13 protein-coding genes are annotated in these 15,990 nt (G+C 69.7%); 6 read left to right on the top strand and 7 right to left on the bottom strand.

Annotation, left to right across the window (positions count from 1 at the left end; all coding sequences use genetic code 11):
* Nucleotides 1–35 precede the first annotated feature (35 nt).
* Nucleotides 36–1,121: a methyltransferase gene (locus tag ACIBCU_RS29555; protein WP_362930959.1), complete on the bottom strand. Its 1,086-nt coding sequence runs from the start codon at nucleotides 1,119–1,121 to the stop codon at nucleotides 36–38.
* Nucleotides 1,122–1,155: 34 nt separating this feature from the next.
* Nucleotides 1,156–2,259, bottom strand: coding sequence for a right-handed parallel beta-helix repeat-containing protein (locus tag ACIBCU_RS29550; protein ID WP_362930957.1), 1,104 nt, complete (start codon nucleotides 2,257–2,259; stop codon nucleotides 1,156–1,158).
* Nucleotides 2,260–2,379: 120 nt separating this feature from the next.
* Here ACIBCU_RS29550 and ACIBCU_RS29545 point away from each other — a divergent pair, with 120 nt between their 5' ends.
* Complete coding sequence (locus tag ACIBCU_RS29545; RefSeq protein WP_399235159.1) at nucleotides 2,380–2,781, top strand: ACT domain-containing protein; 402 nt, start codon at nucleotides 2,380–2,382, stop codon at nucleotides 2,779–2,781.
* 47 nt (nucleotides 2,782–2,828) lie between these two features.
* Entirely contained in the window at nucleotides 2,829–3,329 is a 501-nt protein-coding gene (locus tag ACIBCU_RS29540) for a hypothetical protein (protein WP_325748050.1), read from the top strand.
* On the opposite strand, the gene ACIBCU_RS29535 is transcribed toward ACIBCU_RS29540, so the two are convergent.
* Nucleotides 3,268–5,529 (bottom strand): family 2 encapsulin nanocompartment cargo protein terpene cyclase, encoded by a 2,262-nt coding sequence (locus ACIBCU_RS29535; RefSeq protein ID WP_362930953.1) that lies wholly within the window; start codon nucleotides 5,527–5,529, stop codon nucleotides 3,268–3,270. The genes ACIBCU_RS29540 and ACIBCU_RS29535 overlap by 62 nt on opposite strands.
* 239 nt (nucleotides 5,530–5,768) lie before the next feature.
* On the opposite strand from ACIBCU_RS29535, the gene ACIBCU_RS29530 reads away from it, so the two are divergent.
* On the top strand, nucleotides 5,769–7,100 hold the full coding sequence (locus ACIBCU_RS29530; protein ID WP_362930951.1) for a peptidoglycan recognition family protein: 1,332 nt from the start codon (nucleotides 5,769–5,771) through the stop codon (nucleotides 7,098–7,100).
* A 100-nt stretch (nucleotides 7,101–7,200) separates the two neighbouring features.
* On the opposite strand, the gene ACIBCU_RS29525 is transcribed toward ACIBCU_RS29530, so the two are convergent.
* Nucleotides 7,201–8,337: an aminoglycoside phosphotransferase family protein gene (locus tag ACIBCU_RS29525; RefSeq protein WP_362930949.1), complete on the bottom strand. Its 1,137-nt coding sequence runs from the start codon at nucleotides 8,335–8,337 to the stop codon at nucleotides 7,201–7,203.
* A 231-nt stretch (nucleotides 8,338–8,568) separates the two neighbouring features.
* Between ACIBCU_RS29525 and ACIBCU_RS29520 the strand changes: the two genes are divergently transcribed.
* Nucleotides 8,569–10,065: a hypothetical protein gene (locus ACIBCU_RS29520; RefSeq protein WP_362930947.1), complete on the top strand. Its 1,497-nt coding sequence runs from the start codon at nucleotides 8,569–8,571 to the stop codon at nucleotides 10,063–10,065.
* Between the two features lie 48 nt (nucleotides 10,066–10,113).
* Here the strand turns inward: ACIBCU_RS29520 and ACIBCU_RS29515 are convergent, their stop codons facing one another.
* Complete coding sequence (locus ACIBCU_RS29515) at nucleotides 10,114–11,535, bottom strand: PP2C family protein-serine/threonine phosphatase (protein ID WP_399235155.1); 1,422 nt, start codon at nucleotides 11,533–11,535, stop codon at nucleotides 10,114–10,116.
* Between the two features lie 523 nt (nucleotides 11,536–12,058).
* On the opposite strand from ACIBCU_RS29515, the gene rpmG reads away from it, so the two are divergent.
* Nucleotides 12,059–12,223, top strand: coding sequence for a 50S ribosomal protein L33 (gene rpmG, locus ACIBCU_RS29510; protein WP_362930943.1), 165 nt, complete (start codon nucleotides 12,059–12,061; stop codon nucleotides 12,221–12,223).
* Nucleotides 12,224–12,527: 304 nt separating this feature from the next.
* On the opposite strand, the gene ACIBCU_RS29505 is transcribed toward rpmG, so the two are convergent.
* On the bottom strand, nucleotides 12,528–13,028 hold the full coding sequence (locus ACIBCU_RS29505) for a tetratricopeptide repeat protein (RefSeq protein WP_362930941.1): 501 nt from the start codon (nucleotides 13,026–13,028) through the stop codon (nucleotides 12,528–12,530).
* Nucleotides 13,029–13,128: 100 nt separating this feature from the next.
* Here ACIBCU_RS29505 and ACIBCU_RS29500 point away from each other — a divergent pair, with 100 nt between their 5' ends.
* On the top strand, nucleotides 13,129–13,893 hold the full coding sequence (locus ACIBCU_RS29500) for a VanZ family protein (RefSeq protein ID WP_399235153.1): 765 nt from the start codon (nucleotides 13,129–13,131) through the stop codon (nucleotides 13,891–13,893).
* Here ACIBCU_RS29500 and ACIBCU_RS29495 read toward each other — a convergent pair.
* Nucleotides 13,890–15,638: a glycoside hydrolase family 6 protein gene (locus tag ACIBCU_RS29495; protein WP_362930937.1), complete on the bottom strand. Its 1,749-nt coding sequence runs from the start codon at nucleotides 15,636–15,638 to the stop codon at nucleotides 13,890–13,892. The two genes, ACIBCU_RS29500 and ACIBCU_RS29495, sit on opposite strands and share 4 nt — an antisense overlap.
* Nucleotides 15,639–15,990: the final 352 nt, after the last annotated feature.

Raw genomic sequence — 15,990 nt, 5'->3', positions numbered from 1 at the left:
TGCCGGACCCGGGGCGGCTCCGCGTGTGCCCCGCGCTACGGCACGACGCATTCGAAGGCGTGCAGATACGCGTTGACCGGGTGGACCTCGCCGACCCGCAGGCCGGCGTCGGACATCCGCCCGACCAGGCTCTCCCGGGTGTGCTTGGCACCCCCGACGTTGAGCAGGAGCAGCAGGTCCATGGCGGTGGTGAACCTCATCGACGGGGTGTCGTCCACGAGATTCTCGATGATCACCACGCGGGCGCCGGAGCGGGCCGCGGCAACCACGTTCCGCAGGGTCCTGCGGGTGCTCTCGTCGTCCCATTCGAGGATGTTCTTGATGATGTACAGGTCCACCTCGAACGGGATGTCCTCACGGCAGTCGCCGGGCACGATCCGTACGCGGTCCGCGAGGCGGCCGCCGTCCCGCAGCCTGGCGTCCGCACGGGCCACGACACCCGGCAGGTCCAGGAGCGTTCCCTGGACCGAGGGGTGCTTCTCCAGCAGACTCGCGAGAACATGTCCCTGGCCGCCGCCGATGTCGGCGACCGAGGACACCCCGGTGAGGTCCAGGAGGTCGGCGACATCCTGCGCCGACTGCACGCTGGAGGTGGTCATCGCCCGGTTGAACACCTGCGCGGACTCGCCCGCGTCCTGGTGGAGATATTCGAAGAAGCCCTTGCCGAACGTCTCGGGGAAGACACTCGTGCCGGAGCGCACCGCGTCGTCGAGCCGCGGCCAGACCTCCCAGGTCCAGGGTTCGGTACACCACAGGGAGATGTAACGCAGGCTGTTCGGGTCGTCCTCGCGCAGCAGCCGGGACATCTCGGTGTGGACGAACTTCCCGTCCGCCGCCTCCTCGAAGATCCCGTAGCAGCACAGTGCGCGCAGCAGCCGGCGCAGAGGTACGGGCTCGGCGTCCACGATCAGGGCGAGCTCGGCCGCCGATGCCGGTGCCTCGCCCAGCGCGTCGGCCACACGCAGCCTCGCCGCCGCGCGCACGGCCGCGGCGCAGGCGGCCCCGAACGCGAGCTCACGGAGCCGCATGGACGGCGGTGGGTTCTGGGCGGCGGAGACCGGGGGCGCGGTGAGAGGGGCCGCGACGGGGGCGGTGTCGGGGGTGGGACTCACGGTGGTCATACCGTCTCGTTTCTCCTTGTGCGGCGGTGGGCCGTCATCCGGCACACATCCCGGCCGGGACGGACGTCCCGCACGTGTTGCTGACGAAGGTGTTGCCGGTACCCGAGGTGTCGCGGTTGGCGAGGTCGGCCGGCTTGTTGCCCTGCACGAGGTTGCGGCTGATGGTGTTGTCGGTGTTGAGCGCGCCCACGAAGCTCTTGAAGAGCAGGATGCCGCCGGAGAGCGGGGTCGAGCCGACGTTGTCGCGGATGACGTTGGAACGTACGGTCGTGGCCTCGCTGCCGGTGAGGACGATGCCGGAACCCTGGATCGCGGACAGACGCGGGGTGGCCGGACAGAACTTGTTGTTCTTGACGATCCGGTTGCCGCTGATGGTCATCGCCCCCGCCGCGGGCTTGGACTCGTCGCCCACGACGAAGACCCCGCTGCAGTTGCCCGTCAGGGTGTTGCCGTCGATGACGAGGTTCCTCACCCGGCGGGCGGTGACGCCGATGCGGTTCCCGCTCACGGAGTTGTCGACGACCAGGGTCCCGCCGGTGTCGGTCGCTCCGCCCTCCTCGCTGACCGAGTTGGCGACGAAGATGCCCGCGTCGCCGTTGCCGGTGGCGGTGTTGTGCCGGAAGTCACCGCGGGTGGAATGCTCCTGGGCGATGCCCCAGGTGCCGTTCTTGCCGGCTGCCACCCTGCGGACGGAGAGCCCGTCGGTCCAGGACGCCCAGATACCGCTCTTGGTGAAGCCGGAGACGGTCAGTGAACGGATGCGGACATCGTCGACCGTGCGGCTCTTCGTCCCGATGACGCAGATGCCGTTCCCGCCCGCGGCACAGGCGTTGGCGGCCTTGACCTTCTTGGCGGTCTTGGCTCCCTTCGCGGCCGGCGGGGCGATCACCGTCCGCTCACCGGTGCCGCGCAGGGTCAGGCCGGGCTTGCTGATCAGGACGCTCTCGCGGTAGGTGCCGGCCAGGACGACGACGGTGTCTCCGGGCCGGGCCGCGTCCACCGCGCTCTGGATCGATTCGCCCGGGTGCACCACGAGGTCACTGTGCCCGGACGCGGCGGAGGGAACGGCCGCGAGACCCAGGGCCGTGGCTGTGGAGACGGTGATACCCGCCAGGCATTTCATGTGTCTTCTGCTCATGAGCCGAAGCTATGGGCGATCAACCGCCGGTGCCACGCAAGGTGAGCGTATGGATACATGGCGTGCCTGAATGGCTTACTGCGTCCGCGCCCCCGGCTTCCGCAGCCGTACCGTGGGCCCATGACGGGCGAGCGCGATCTTCGAACACTGCTGCGGGGCATGCGACCGGAGCTCAGGCCCGGCCGCTACGTCTACACGACTCTTCCCGGCGGCGAGGCGCCCACCGGTGTCACCCCGGTGGTCACCGTCGCCGAGCAGGAAGGGCTGACGCTCGTCGTCCCTCAGGCACAGGCCGAGGAGTCAGGGCTCGCGTACCACTTCGTCGCCGCGTGGATCACTCTCCGTGTGCATTCCGCGCTGGACGCCGTCGGGCTGACCGCCGCGGTCTCCCTGGCCCTCACGGACGAGGGGATCAGCTGTAACGTCGTCGCCGGATTCCACCACGACCACCTGTTCGTGCCGTACGCACGTGCGGCCGACGCGGTCCGGGCGCTCGAAGCGCTGGCCGCGGAGTCCGCGTAGGAGTGCCCGGCTCCGCAACGTGAGCCGGGACACGTAACATGGCCCCCATGTCCTTCCTCCGCCGCCGTAGCGCCGCCACACCCGCGGGCCCGGACTTCGACGTCCTGGCCATGGACCCGGGGGACTGGCCCGGCAACCTCGGCGCCGGTCTGCTCCCCGCTCCCGACGGGAGCTGTCAGGGCGTGTTCCTGCGTTACGACCTGTTCGGCGGACGCGGCCCCGCGATGATCATCGGTAATCTGCCGGAGGGCTCACCGGCCCGCGAGACCGAGGAGGGCCAGGTGCCCTTCGAGGTCGCCCAGCTGCTCCTCGCGCTCGAGAACGACGAGCCGGTCGAGGTCACCGGCACCGAGGACGTGCCCGTCATGCAGGGTGACAGCCTGCTGATCGTGCGCCGCGTCAAGCTCTCCGAGAGCCGGATCTCCTGTGTCCAGTTCGACCGCAGCGACGGCGTGCTCGTCACCATCGCCAGCTGGGACCGGCCGATCACCGACGATCTGTACGCCCTGCTGAAGCCACTTCCCGCGGAGCTGTTCCAGCAGGGCTGAAACGTCCCTGCGTCAGCAGTCGTGTGACCCGCGCCGCCGATGTCCCGAACCCCGTGGGGCCACTGATGTGCCACGGGGTCCCGGTGCCCCGGCGCAGATCCTCCTCGCGGTAGCGCCGGCAGTCCCGGTGCCAGATCAGGATCCCCGCCATCCAGTGCTGGAGCTCCAGCACATAACCGGCCAGGACCTCCCTCGCCTCCGCATCCAGGTCGAAGTCGTCGTAGAGAACCGGCAGTTCCTGCTCGGCGACATGCTGGAACTGGCGCATCCGTGAGTTCATCAGGTCGTGCACGATCGCGACACCCGTCGGATAGTCCACCCCGAAGAAGTTCTGCACGACCAGGACGCCGTTGTGCACCTCACCCTCGTACTCGATCTCCTTCTGGTAGGAGAACAGGTCGTTCAGCAGGCACGCGTAGTCCGCCGCCGCGTTCTCCAGGGAACGCATCGGGCCGCTGCGGTAGACGGCGTCCGGCACCTTCCTGCCGTGTCCCAGCCGGCACAGGCTCATCGTGAGATCCGAGCCGAACGTCGCCCGGCGCATCTCCATGTAGTCCACCGGATCGGGAATCCGGTTCTGCGCCTGGTTCGCCAGCTCCCAGAGCCAGCTCGCCGTCATCGACTCCACCGCCTCCCGGAAGGTGCGGCGCGCGCCCTCGTCCATCGGCCCCGCCGTCCGCTGCCAGAGGTCCGCCAGGCCGCGCTCCAGTGCGTTGACCGGCTCGGGCACGGACGACCCGTCCAGCGGCATGAACAGCGACAGCCGCTCGTTGGCCAGCCGCGCCCCCGCCAGGTCACGCGTCCGGCCGTGCACCACGGGGAACCAGTCGTCGCCGTACGTTCCCCAGGTCAGCCATCCCGAGGACAGGTCGAGCTCGTCCGGGGTGGCGTCCGGATGCAGTCCCGCCGCACAGAGGGGCAGATCGGTCGCGACGAGCCGCTCCTCGTCCCAGATGTGCGAACCGGGCACACCCGGCTGGGCCTCCAGCAGCCCCATCCGGCGCGACCAGTCCACGATCCGTACGCGCGCCCCGTCCAGGTGTGGGCTCAGCGTCGTGCTGAACGGCATGTCGAAGTCGGGCAGCAGCGAGGGACCTACGCGCTGGAACGGCACGTGTGTATGGCTGCGCAGCCGGAGCGATTCGGACCGGGGGGTGAGGCGCAGCGAGGCCGCGGCCATTCCGAAACCGGGGACGCCCTCACCCGCGCCGCCGCCGTTCATGTAGCGGCTTGAGCGCATGTGCCACTCATGGCCGCCGGACTGCCAGTCCTGAAGCCCCTTGACGTACGCCAGGACAGCGGCCGCCCCGTCGGGGGTGAGACCCTTCTCCGCGCAGAGCGGCCCGAGTTCGGTGAGGGCGGTGTTCTCGAACTGCTGCAGTCGCGACGTGAGCAGATCGTTGACCGCCTCGGCCGCCTCCTGGGTCGAGCAGCCCAGGAACCTCTCCAGGACCAGGACACCGTTGCTGTTCTCGCCCTCGTCCTCGACCTCGCGCTGGTACGAGAACAGGTCGTTGCGCAGATGCACCCCGTCGGAGAAGGCGTCCCTCAGCACGCGCAGCGGGCGCGAACCCGCCACCGAGTCGGGAACCTCCGCGTTCGCGGCGTACTCCACCAGCCCCGCCGACCACGGTGCCCCGCCGACCTTGCGGCGCATCTCGATGTACTCGACGGGGTTGGCGATCCGCCCCTCGTGGATGTTCGAGAGCTCCCACAGGGACTCGTTGAGCAGGTTCTCCGTCGCCTCGGCGAACCGCGCCCGCCAGGCGTCGGACATGGCCGGCACGGTCCTCGCCCAGAGATCGGCCAGCCCCGCCTCCACCGGATTGTCCGGCTCCGGTGTCGCCGCGCCCCGCTCCATCGGCATGAAGGCGGGCAGCCGGTCCAGATACCGCTTCCCGCCCTCACGGTCCGGAGTGCGTTTGAACAGTTCGAGGAAGTGGTCGTCGAAGAAGAAGACCCACACATACCAGTCGGTGACCAGGGACAAGGCCTCGGCCGAGCAGTCCGGGTGGGTGTACGCGCAGAGCAGCGCGTAGTCGTGGGACTCGAGGTCCTTCTCCTCCCAGATACCGGAGCCCTCCAGCATCCCCATTCCGCGCGCCCACTCCCGGGTATGGGTCCGGGCAGCCTCCAGATGAGGGTTGAGACGCGCCGGGTACGGCACGTAGAAGTCCGGCAGTGAGAAGGGCTGTGCCATGTGCGTCCGGCCTTTCCGAGAACTTCGCGCGATCCATATGGACCGGTCCTGTCGGCGCCAGCACTACCCCTCGGCCATACGGGGCACGCACAGCGCGAAATAGTCACACAAACCCATGACCGGCGGCACACTGCACTCTTGACTCACCAACACCTCCCGCCACAGAGTGTGCGCCGACGGATGAACGCGGGGAGCGTTCCCCCGGGAACCGCTTTGCCACCGGGCCAAGAAGGGTTGTCATGACGTCGAAGCAGAGGATCAGACTCGCGCTCGCACTGACCACGGCAGGGGCGCTGAGCATGGCGCTCCTCTCCCCGGCCGCGGCAGGAGCGGACACCGTACGACCGGAATGCCCGAGCGGGCTCGCCTGCGACTGGGTCCCCGCGGCCTACCAGCAGACCGGTGACCCGGCGGACAAGGAGACCTACGGCAACTACGACACGGCGAACCGGCCCGACAGCAACGCCATCCGGTTCATCGTCCTGCACGACACCGAGGTCGACTACGACACCACCCTGAAGATCTTCCAGAACCCGGCCAACCAGACCTCCGCCCACTACGTGGTGCGTTCGGCCGACGGTCATGTCACACAGATGGTGAAGAACAAGGACGTCGCCTGGCAGGCGGGCAACTGGTACCTCAACTCCCACTCCATCGGCATCGAGCAGGAGGGCGTCGCGGCCGAGGGCGCCAAGTGGTACACCCCCGAGATGTACCGCTCGACCGCACGCCTCGTCCGTCACCTGGCGGCGAAGTACGACATCCCGCTCGACCGGCAGCACATCCTCGGCCACGACGGCGTGCCGCCCACCAGTGCGGCGGGGACCCAGAACATGCACTGGGACCCGGGCCCCTACTGGGACTGGAACCGCTTCATGGGGCTGCTGGGCGAGCCCACCGTGCCGAGCGCCCCCAGAAGCAGTGAACTGGTCACCGTCAGCGCGGACTTCACCAAGAACCAGCAGGAGTTCCGCGACTGCGAGAAGAGCGTCGACCTGCCCCGGCAAGGCAGCAGCGCGGTCCCACTGCACACCGGACCGTCCGCGGACTCCCCGCTCTTCTCCGATCCGGGGCTGCACCCGGACGGCTCGCCCGGGACGAACTGCGCGGCGGACTGGGGCAGCAAGATCAGCGCCACTCAGCAGGCCGTCGTAGCCGACAAGGCACCCGGCTGGACGGCGATCTGGTGGTACGGGGAGAAGGCGTGGTTCCGCACCCCGGCCGGGACCCGGACCGTCACCCCCACATCCGGTCGCGTCGTACGGCCGAAGGCCGGCAAGGAGGAAGTGCCGGTGTACGGCGTCGCCTATCCGGAGAAGGCGGAGTACCCCACGGACTTCGCCAAGCCGACCGTGGGCAGCCCGCTCGTCTACACCATCAAGGCGGGGCAGGCCTTCCCCGGAGGGGGCGAGGCACCCACCGGCTACTACTACGCGCCGACGATCGACGCCTCGAAGCCGTACGACCACACATACTTCCGCGGAAGCCAGAAGTACGTGACGGTCCAGATCGGCCACCGGATCGGCTTCGTGAAGGCGTCCGACGTCGACGTGGTGCGAGCCGGATCGTGAGCGACTGCTGAGACAGCGAACGGCGCGCTGCGGAACCCGTGTGTCGGCACCGGTCCCGCAGCGCGCATCCCCGTCCGTCAGGCCGGTGTACCCGGCGTGGTCAGCGTGTCCCCACAGCGGCGCGCACGGCCCGCCGGGCCATCGCGCAGTCGTCGTGCAGCCTGCGCAGCAGGAGCCTCTGTTCCTCGCCGGAGGTCAGCAGGCCCTGCCGTGTCTGGCCGCCCCCGGCCGGCGCCCCTTCGCGCATGGCCCGCTGGACAGCCGTCTCGTACGTACGGATCTCCCGGGTCAGCACGATCATGAGGTTCACCAGGAAGGCGTCACGGGCGGCAGCCCCGGCCGCCTGTGCCAGCTGGCTGATCTGGCGCCGCGCCGCCGGTGCGTCACCGAGCACGGCCCAGAGCGTCGCCAGGTCGTATCCCGGCAGATACCAGCCGGCATGCTCCCAGTCGACCAGCACGGGCCCGGTGGGCGGCAGCAGGATGTTCGAGAGCAGGGCGTCGCCGTGACAGAACTGACCCATGCCCTGCCGGCCGCCCGCGTGGGCCAGACCGTGCAGCAGCTTCTGCAGGTCACCCAGATCACGATCGGTGAAGAGACCCAGCTCGTGATAGCGGGCGATGCGTGAGGCGTAGTCCAGCGGGGCGTCGAACAGCCCGGCCGGCGGCCTCCAGGCATTGATCCGGCTGACGGCTCCGAGCACGGCCCGCAGATCCGCACGGGGCGGCGCCTCCGCGGGATGCCTCGTCAGCGCCGCGACCCGTCCGGGCATCCGCTCGATCACCAGGGTGCAGTTCTCCGGGTCGGCTGCGATGAGCCGCGGGGCCCTGACCGGCGGGCGGTGCCTGACGAAGGCGCGGTATGCCGCTATTTCGTGCCGGAACCGCTCCGTCCACGCGGGGGAGTGATCGAGTAAACATTTGGCCACCGCGGTCGCTCGGCCGGTGGTGCCCACGATCAGCACCGAGCGCCCGCTGCGGCGCAGCACCTGCACGGGATTGAACTCCGGGCAGATGCGGTGCACGGAGGCGATGGCCATCCGCAGCTGCGCACCCTGAGCGCCGGACAGGTCCAGTCTTCCGCTGAGCGGTTGGGAGCCCGGCCCCGCCGTCCGCCGGGTCCGACCCGTGCCGGACGCCGGTGACGCGGCGCGGGGGTCGAGATACGGCCCGCCGCCCGCCCCCGAGGGACGGAGCGGCCGGGGCGGGGCGGACACGGAGGACGATGCTGTGTACATGGGCGAGACAGATCCCTTCGTGCGCCGACAAGTTACGTGCGCCGCCCCGGCCGGCGGCCGTTCGGCACCCTGGGGAGTACCTAGGGCTGCCGGGCGGGGTGGCGCTTTCCTACCTGACACCGGCCCGCGGGTGGCACAACATCTAGCGACCTCTGGCGAACCCTGGCGAATATTCGCCCGGCATCCGCCGGGGGGCTAGGGTCAAGTCAGCCGAGAACCTGGGGGCTTGACGTGACCGGAGAACCCAACACCCGTCTTTCCGACCTGTTCGGCCTGGCCGGCTGGTCCAAGGGCGAACTCGCGAGAATGGTGAACAGGCAGGCGGCGGCCATGGGCCACCTCCAACTCGCCACCGACACCTCGCGGGTGCGGCGCTGGATCGACATGGGGGAGTCCCCCCGCGATCCCGTGCCCGAGGTGCTGGCAGCTCTGTTCACCGAGCGGCTCGGCCGTGTCGTGACCATAGAGGACCTCGGGTTCGGCCGGCGCGGGCGTGTGGGGAAGCGGCGAAAAGCCGGGACGGAAGACAATCCCGACGGTTTGCCGTGGGCGCCCGAACGGACGGCAGCGGTCCTCACCGAATTCACGGGAATGGACCTCATGCTCAACCGACGCGGCTTGGTGGGCGCGGGCGCCGCGCTCGCCGCTGGCTCAGCTCTCACCGGCGCCATGTACGACTGGCTGCATTCAGATCCCGCTCCGGCGGCCCGGGCCTCCCGGCTCAACGACCCCCTGTACGCCGACAACGCCGGCTTCGACCTGTACGAGGCCGCACCCATCGGGTCCGAGGAGATCGAGGCACTCGAGCGCTCGGTCGAGGTGTTCCGGGCCTGGGACGCCTCCAGAGGCGGCGGGCTCCAGCGCAAGGCCGTCGTGGGCCAGCTCAACGAAGTGGGCGGCATGCTCGCCTACAACCACCCCGAGCATCTGCAGCGACGCCTCTGGGGCGTCGCCGCCAACCTCGCGGTCCTCGCCGGCTGGATGTCCCACGACGTCGGCCTCGAGCCCACCGCCCAGAAGTACTTCGTGATCGCCGCCCACGCGGCGCGCGAGGGCGGCGACCGTCCCCGCGCGGGCGAGGCGCTCTCTCGTGCCGCCCGCCAGATGGTCCACCTGGGCAGGCCCGACGACGCCCTGGACCTGATGAAGCTCGCCAAGTCCGGTTCGGGGGAGGAGACCCTGCCGCGTACGAGGGCGATGCTGCACACCATCGAGGCCTGGGCACAGGCGTCGATGGGACGTGGGCAGGCCATGCGGCGCACCCTCGGCGAGGCGGAGGAGCTCTTCGTCTCGGACAAGGGCGATGTGCCGCCGCCGAGCTGGATGCAGATGTTCGACGAGGCGGACATGCATGGGATGCAGGCACTGGCTTTTCGTACGCTGGCCGAGCACGACCCCGGTGCGGCCTCCACCGCCCAGCGCCACGCCAAGCAGGCGCTTGCTCTGCGGATCAACGGCCGCCAGCGGTCCAAGATCTTCGACTACATCTCACTCGCCTCGGCGTGCTTCATCGCCGACGACCCCGAGCAGGCCGATCGCTACGCGCGGCTGGCCCTGGTGTCGATGGGGGAGACGTCCTCGCACCGGACCTGGGACCGGCTGCGCGAGATGTACCGGCTCACCGGCCAGTTCGCGGGCTACGCCAAGATCGAGGACCTGCGCGAGGAGATCGAGCGCGCCCTGCCCCCGAGCGGAGCCAAGAAGAAGGCCAAGGGCTCCCAGATCTGATCCGGGCCGCCATCGCAGCGGACCTTCCGCAGGCCGGCCGGGGCTCGCTCATGCCTCGACGCGGGCCACCAACACGCAGGCATCGTCGAGCCGTTCGGCCGATCCGAGCTCCTCGACCACGGCCCGTACGCAGTCCTGCGCGGTGCGGGCCTGCGCGAACCGAGGCGCCAGCCCCAGAAGCATGTCCGGGCCGGCGCTCCGGTCCGTCAGTCCGTCGGTGTGCAGTACGAGCACATCGCCGGGGAACAGGTGCACCTCGTCCTGTTCGTAGCTGACTCCGGATGCCGCCCCGAGCAGCACTCCGTCAGGCGCCGGCAGAGGACGCCCCACTCCGTCGCGGAACAGCAGCGGCGCGGGGTGCCCTGCCTGTGCCCAGACGAGCGTGCCGGTCGCCGGGTCGAAGCGGCAGCACACGGCGCTGCCCAGAGCGGGCTGCGCCGAGCACTCGATCAGCTGGTTCAGATGGCCCATGACCGGTCCAGGGCCGACGCCCGCCACGGCCATGCCGCGCAGCGCCCCGAGCAGCATCGCCATGGCCGAGGTGGCCGGGATCCCGTGGCCGGTGAGGTCGCCGACGGTGAGCAGGGTCCTGCCGTCAGGGAGCGGCAGCGCGTCGTACCAGTCGCCGCCGATGAGGTCGCTCGACCCCGAGGGCAGGTAGTGCGCGGCGATGTCCAGGCCGCTCGCGCCCTGACCGGGTATCGGCAGCGAGCCGCGCCACGGCGGAAGCACGGCCTCCTGGAGTTCCACCGCCATCCGGTGCTCGGCCCGGGCCATCTGTTCCTGCCGCCGCGCCGTGTCCCGGGTCCGGCCCACGAGGTGCTGGCTGCGCCGCAACGTGCTGACGTCGCGCAGGACCGCCCACATGGATGCCGTGCAGCCGTCCGCGTCGAGAACGGGTTCGCCCATCATGTGCAGCGTGCGCATTCCACCGTCGGGCAGCAGGATCCGGAATTCGCCGTCTATCGGCCGTCCGTCCACCAGGCAGTCGGTCACCATCGACGTCAGGAGAGGCTGGTCCTCCGCGAGAAGCACGGACGGCAGCTCGTCCAGCGACAGCCCTCCTGCCCCTGGGTCCCTGCCGAAGATCTGGTACAGCTCGTCGGACCAGCTGACCTCGTCCGTGAGCAGGTTCCACTCGGCGCTGCCCACCCTGCTGAGGAGTGAACCGGTCGGCGGTCCGGCCGGCGCGGAGGGGTGCTCTCCCGCGGGCTCCGCGGCCGTGACACGGGGGATGCCGTCCCTCAGCTGTCCCAGATGCTCGCCGAGGTCGTCGAGCTGATGGACGGCCAGGTCGCAGAGCGCCCGCTGCCAGCGCTGCTGGGGATCGTCGTCGTCGATCACGGAGGTGTTGCGCCGGACCGCGTCCATGTCGCCGCGCAGCATCCGGGTCCGGTTGATCAGGGCGTCGACGGCGTCCCGCACCGGCGGCTGTGGGGCGGGGGGGTCCGCAAACAGATGGGACGGCATCTGGTACTCCGATACAGGCGGAACGGCCGGTTCGTGGGGGTGGACCGGATACGACTGTTGCATAGGCTGCGGGGCCACGTAAGGGGTTTGGCAACACTCGATACGTGCTTGCTTCCGGCATATGCCATCGGCTGGGTGGAGCGAGGGTCCGCCGAACACCCTTTCCTCTGGCGGGGAGTTGACGCAAGTCGCCGGGCGCGAGCCACTCGGCGTACGCCCGCGCGTGCGACCCCGCGCGGCTCGCACCGGCCGGGATCTGGGCATATGCGGAGTCGTGCGAGCCGTGGATCAACGGCTCGTGCCGCCGGCGCCGTCGCGGGGTCGATGAAACGTACGACATCGCGGCTGGATGTACGTCGGCCGTCCGTTCGAGATCCACATGCAGAGGGGTCCGCGGCCCGCTGTCCGGGGTGTCCGGCGGAGGGAATGGTGGAGCACGTGTTCGTGTTGTGCGAACCAGAAACGAAAACGACACTCATTCCCACCCTGGGGAGTGAGGTCGGAATCCCTGTCTGGAGGTCCCATGGCGCGCAGTGAGACCAGGCCCATCGTCCTGCTCCGGTCCACGGCCGGAACCGGCCACACCTATGTGACGCGGAAGAGCAGGCGCAACGACCCTGACCGGCTGGAACTGCGGAAGTTCGACCCGGCTGCCGGGCGTCATGTCACATTCCGTGAGGCCCGCTGACGATCGGCTGCCGCACCTTCCGGTAGCCGTGGGCCCCCGGCCTGCGAGGTCGTGGTGTGGATCACACGACGGGGGCGGATTCACGGGAACGCCGAGTGGTGGTTTATCGTTCATCTATGCGTCGGGGGTGAGCGGCCGAAAGCCGTCGGACGGCAGTCAGCCCTCACCTCCGCACACAAGCCGCCCCGGCTGGATTCCCCCGATCCGGCCGGGGCTTCTCCTTGGGCCGCCCCTTCCGCGAGCCGCGCGATCGCAGGCTGCCGGGGCTCACCGGTCCCCGCTCGAAGTCCCCACCCGCACGGGCTCACATGGTCTGCGTGAGATCCGCCGCGTAGTGCTCGATGGCAGGCCGGTACCGCTGCACGCCCGGGCTGTCGCTCGTCGACGCCAGCAGCCGCAGCAGGAGCTGCATGGCCTCGTGGTGCTCGCCGGTGTTGAACAGGGCCATGGACAGAAAGGTCCTCAGCGCCCCGTCGTCCGGGAATTCCGACACGCCGCGCCGGAGCGTCTCGACGGCCTGACCGAACCTGCCCAGGACGCGATAGGTGCTGCCCAGACCGAGCAGTGCACCCCGGCGTTCCTCTTCGGTGAGGCCGTCGCCCTGCAGGCTCCGCTCGTAGTACGGGACGGCCTCGGCCTCCAGGCCGAGCACATCGTGGACCCAGGCGGTCTGGTAGGCGACGTCCGCCGTGTCGGGGAACGAGGCCGTGAGGGAGAGGAGGAGTTCCCTGGCCTGTTCGGGATGGCCCTCTTCCCGCAGCCGAACGGCTTCCGCCAGCAGTTCGTCCTTCTTCTGTGCGCTCATGCGCACATGGTCGCACCCACCCGGGGGTGTGGCAGACGGGGTTGGGGGCATCCGTTCCGCCATGACAGCAGACGCGGATCGTAGTGCACGACGCAGAGGCGTGGGGAATCTACTGCTGCGCGCGGTGGTGCTGGCGGCGGCGTTCGTGGCCCTCGTCGCGTTCTCCGTGGTCCTGGCGAAGGTGACGCTCACACCGTCACCCGCGTCGGAGGACATCGTGACGTCCAATCTGAAGCCGGGGCGGTCCCTGCGGCAGTACGCGGAGGACTACACGTTTCTCGCAGCGTGCAAACAGGCGGGCGGAAACCTGCTGCTGGGCGCCCCGTTCGGCGTGCTGCTGCCGGTTCTGGTGCCGCGTCGGCTCCGGATGATCCGGATGACCGTGCTCACTGTGCTGGTCATGGCGGTCGTCGAGCTCGTACAGGGCGCGCTCGTGGCGGGACGGGCCTTCGACATCGACGACGTGATCCTCAATACGGCCGGCGCGCTGCTGGGCTACGCGCTCGTGGGGCGACGCATCAGCCACCGCTACCACGCGCTCTCGGACGAGCCGGCCGCGGTGGACGAGGCGAAGTCGGGACCGCGGACGCCGGCCGACGCGGGGCCGGCCGCCAAGAGCAGGGCGAGGCCCGGTGCGGCGTCGAAGAGCGGGAGCAGGACGAAACCCGGTACCAAGGCCGAGCCCGGCGCCGCGTCGAAGTCCGGGACCAAGGCGAAGGCCGCCCGCAGCTCCGGGTCCGGTTCCGCCACCCGGCGGAGCGCGTCCGCGCCGGTGGCTCGCGGACGCGCTCTGCTCGACAGGTGGCGCAGCCGGCGGGAGGGCCCGGGCGGGGGAGCGCCCGGAGCCCGCCGGCGTGGAGCCTAGAGCGCCGGGTAGGCGTTCTTCATGAGCTCCTGGAACTGGGCGGAGAACCACTTGCCGGAGACCGGGGCATTGGGCAGCGCGCCGGACATGTTGTTGCCGTTGCGGACGTTACCCGTGTACGTCGGGTCGCACATCCGGTCGAAGCCCTTGCCCTCGTTGTTCGGGATCTCCTTGCTGGAGCCGTCGGACTCCCCCGGGGGCTTCATCCAGACGTACGCGTCGATGCCCGCGGCGGGCGCCGCCTTCGGCCGTTCGCCGAGACCGGCTCCGGACTGGTTGCACCAGTTCCCCAGGTGGATGCGACGGTCGTACCGGCCGCCGTCCACATAGGTGTCGACGCTGGTTTTCGCGCCCGGACCGGTCGGCCGGTTCGCGCCGCCCCAGCCGTTGCGCGAGGTGTCGATCAGCATGCCGATGTCGGAGTTGAAGCCCACCGAAACCAGTTTCTCACGGAAGGCCTGGGCGTAGGACTGCTCGTCCGTGTAGCGGTTCCAGTCGACCCACTTCGACTGACGCACGGACGTGCCGTTGACGGAGTCGCCGATGGAGAAGTGATCCTCCTTCGTCGCGCCGTAGTTGGCGGTGTTGGTGATGAAGCCGTGCACGTCGTCGACGGTCGCGCCCTCGGTGGTCGCCGCCTGCTTGAAGATGTCGGCGGTCGGGCCGAAGTTGTCGTCCCAGCCGATCCAGCCGTGGTGCCCCGCGTCGATGTAGTTGTAGACGTTCGGAGTGTCGCCGAGCTTGTTGAGCGCGTAGCCGACACCCTTCTGGTAGTTGCCGTTGGCCTTCATCACGTCGCACTCCGGCGTGGCGGTGGGGCGGCCGCCGGCGTTGGTGATGAGGTTCGGCAGTGAGTCGATCTCGACGGTGGTGACGATGCGCAGACCCGCGTACTTCTCGTCGGCGAGTACGGCCGCGATCGGGTCGATGTACTCGCTCTTGTAGCGGCCGATCTCGGTGGGGCCGAGCTCACCGTTGGAGGCGAGCGCCGAGCAGTCGCGGCCGGGCAGGTTGTAGATGACGAGCTGGACGACGAGTTCGCCGGAGCCCTTCTGCGTGAGGGCCTCGTCCAAGTGGTCACGCAGGCCCATTCCGCCGTTGGCGCCCTCGATGGCGGCGATGCGGTCGAGCCAGACACCCGTCGGCTGGTTGGAGATCCGGCTTCCGCCCGGCTCCGCGGCGGCGTTGGCCGACCACTCCGGGTTGACGTAGACCTTGGCGCCCTCGTACGGGTTGTTGACCCGGTCGGTGGGATCGGTGGGCGGGTCGGTCGGGTCCGGCGGGTCGGTCGGTCCGGTGGTGCCTCCGTCACAGGTGACGCCGTTCAGCTTGAACGTCGCGGGCACCGCGCTGTTGCCGCTCCCGGTCGCGTTGAAGCCGAAGGTGGCGGAGGACCCGGTGGCCAGTGCGGCGTTGTAGCCGGCGTCCTTCGCGGTGACGGCGGTGCCGCTCTGCGAGACGGTGGCGTTCCACCCCTGGCTGACCTTCTCACCGCCGGCGAACGACCACTGCAGCTGCCAGCCGGATAGGGCGTCGCCCAGGTTCTTGACGGTCACCGAGGCGGTGAGACCCCCGTTCCACTGATTCTGGATCTTGTAATCGACGGAGCAGCCTGCGGCCGCTGCGGCGGAGGTTCCGAAGGGTGCCACCGCGGCGGCGGATCCTGCGGCTGCGGCGACGAGTGCTCCCGCGGCTATGAGCGCCGTTCGGGATCGGCGCAGGGTGGTGCGGCTCGTGCGGCTCATACGATTTCCGTTTCCTCAGCTGTCGAGGGCGCGCAGGTGATCACGCAGCCCGATTCCGTACGGGGTGGGGGGTACCGTCGTAGTCGCTGATCAAGGACGGGCGCTGGAGCGGTGCCAAGTGGTTCCCAGGTCCGTCCGGGAAGAGAGTTCCTGGTCGACGAACCCTGCGCGGCCCGGCCGGACGAGCCGGTGGAGGCAGTGTTCTGGCCGAACTCGCCTGTGGCGAGGGGACTTCGGCCCGCCGGGTCGAGCGGGGAGTTCGAGCGGTCCTCGTTCACACAGATGTGTTCGGGTTCAGGCCAAGCCGGTACTCCTCGTCGGGGGGCACAGGGGCGGTGCGGGGTCCGGCCGA

It is taken from the genome of Streptomyces sp. NPDC051064, assembly GCF_044455985.1.
Taxonomy (GTDB): domain Bacteria; phylum Actinomycetota; class Actinomycetes; order Streptomycetales; family Streptomycetaceae; genus Streptomyces.
The sequence above is the reverse complement of the archived record's forward strand: the minus strand, read 5'-3'. Positions and strand labels throughout refer to the sequence as shown.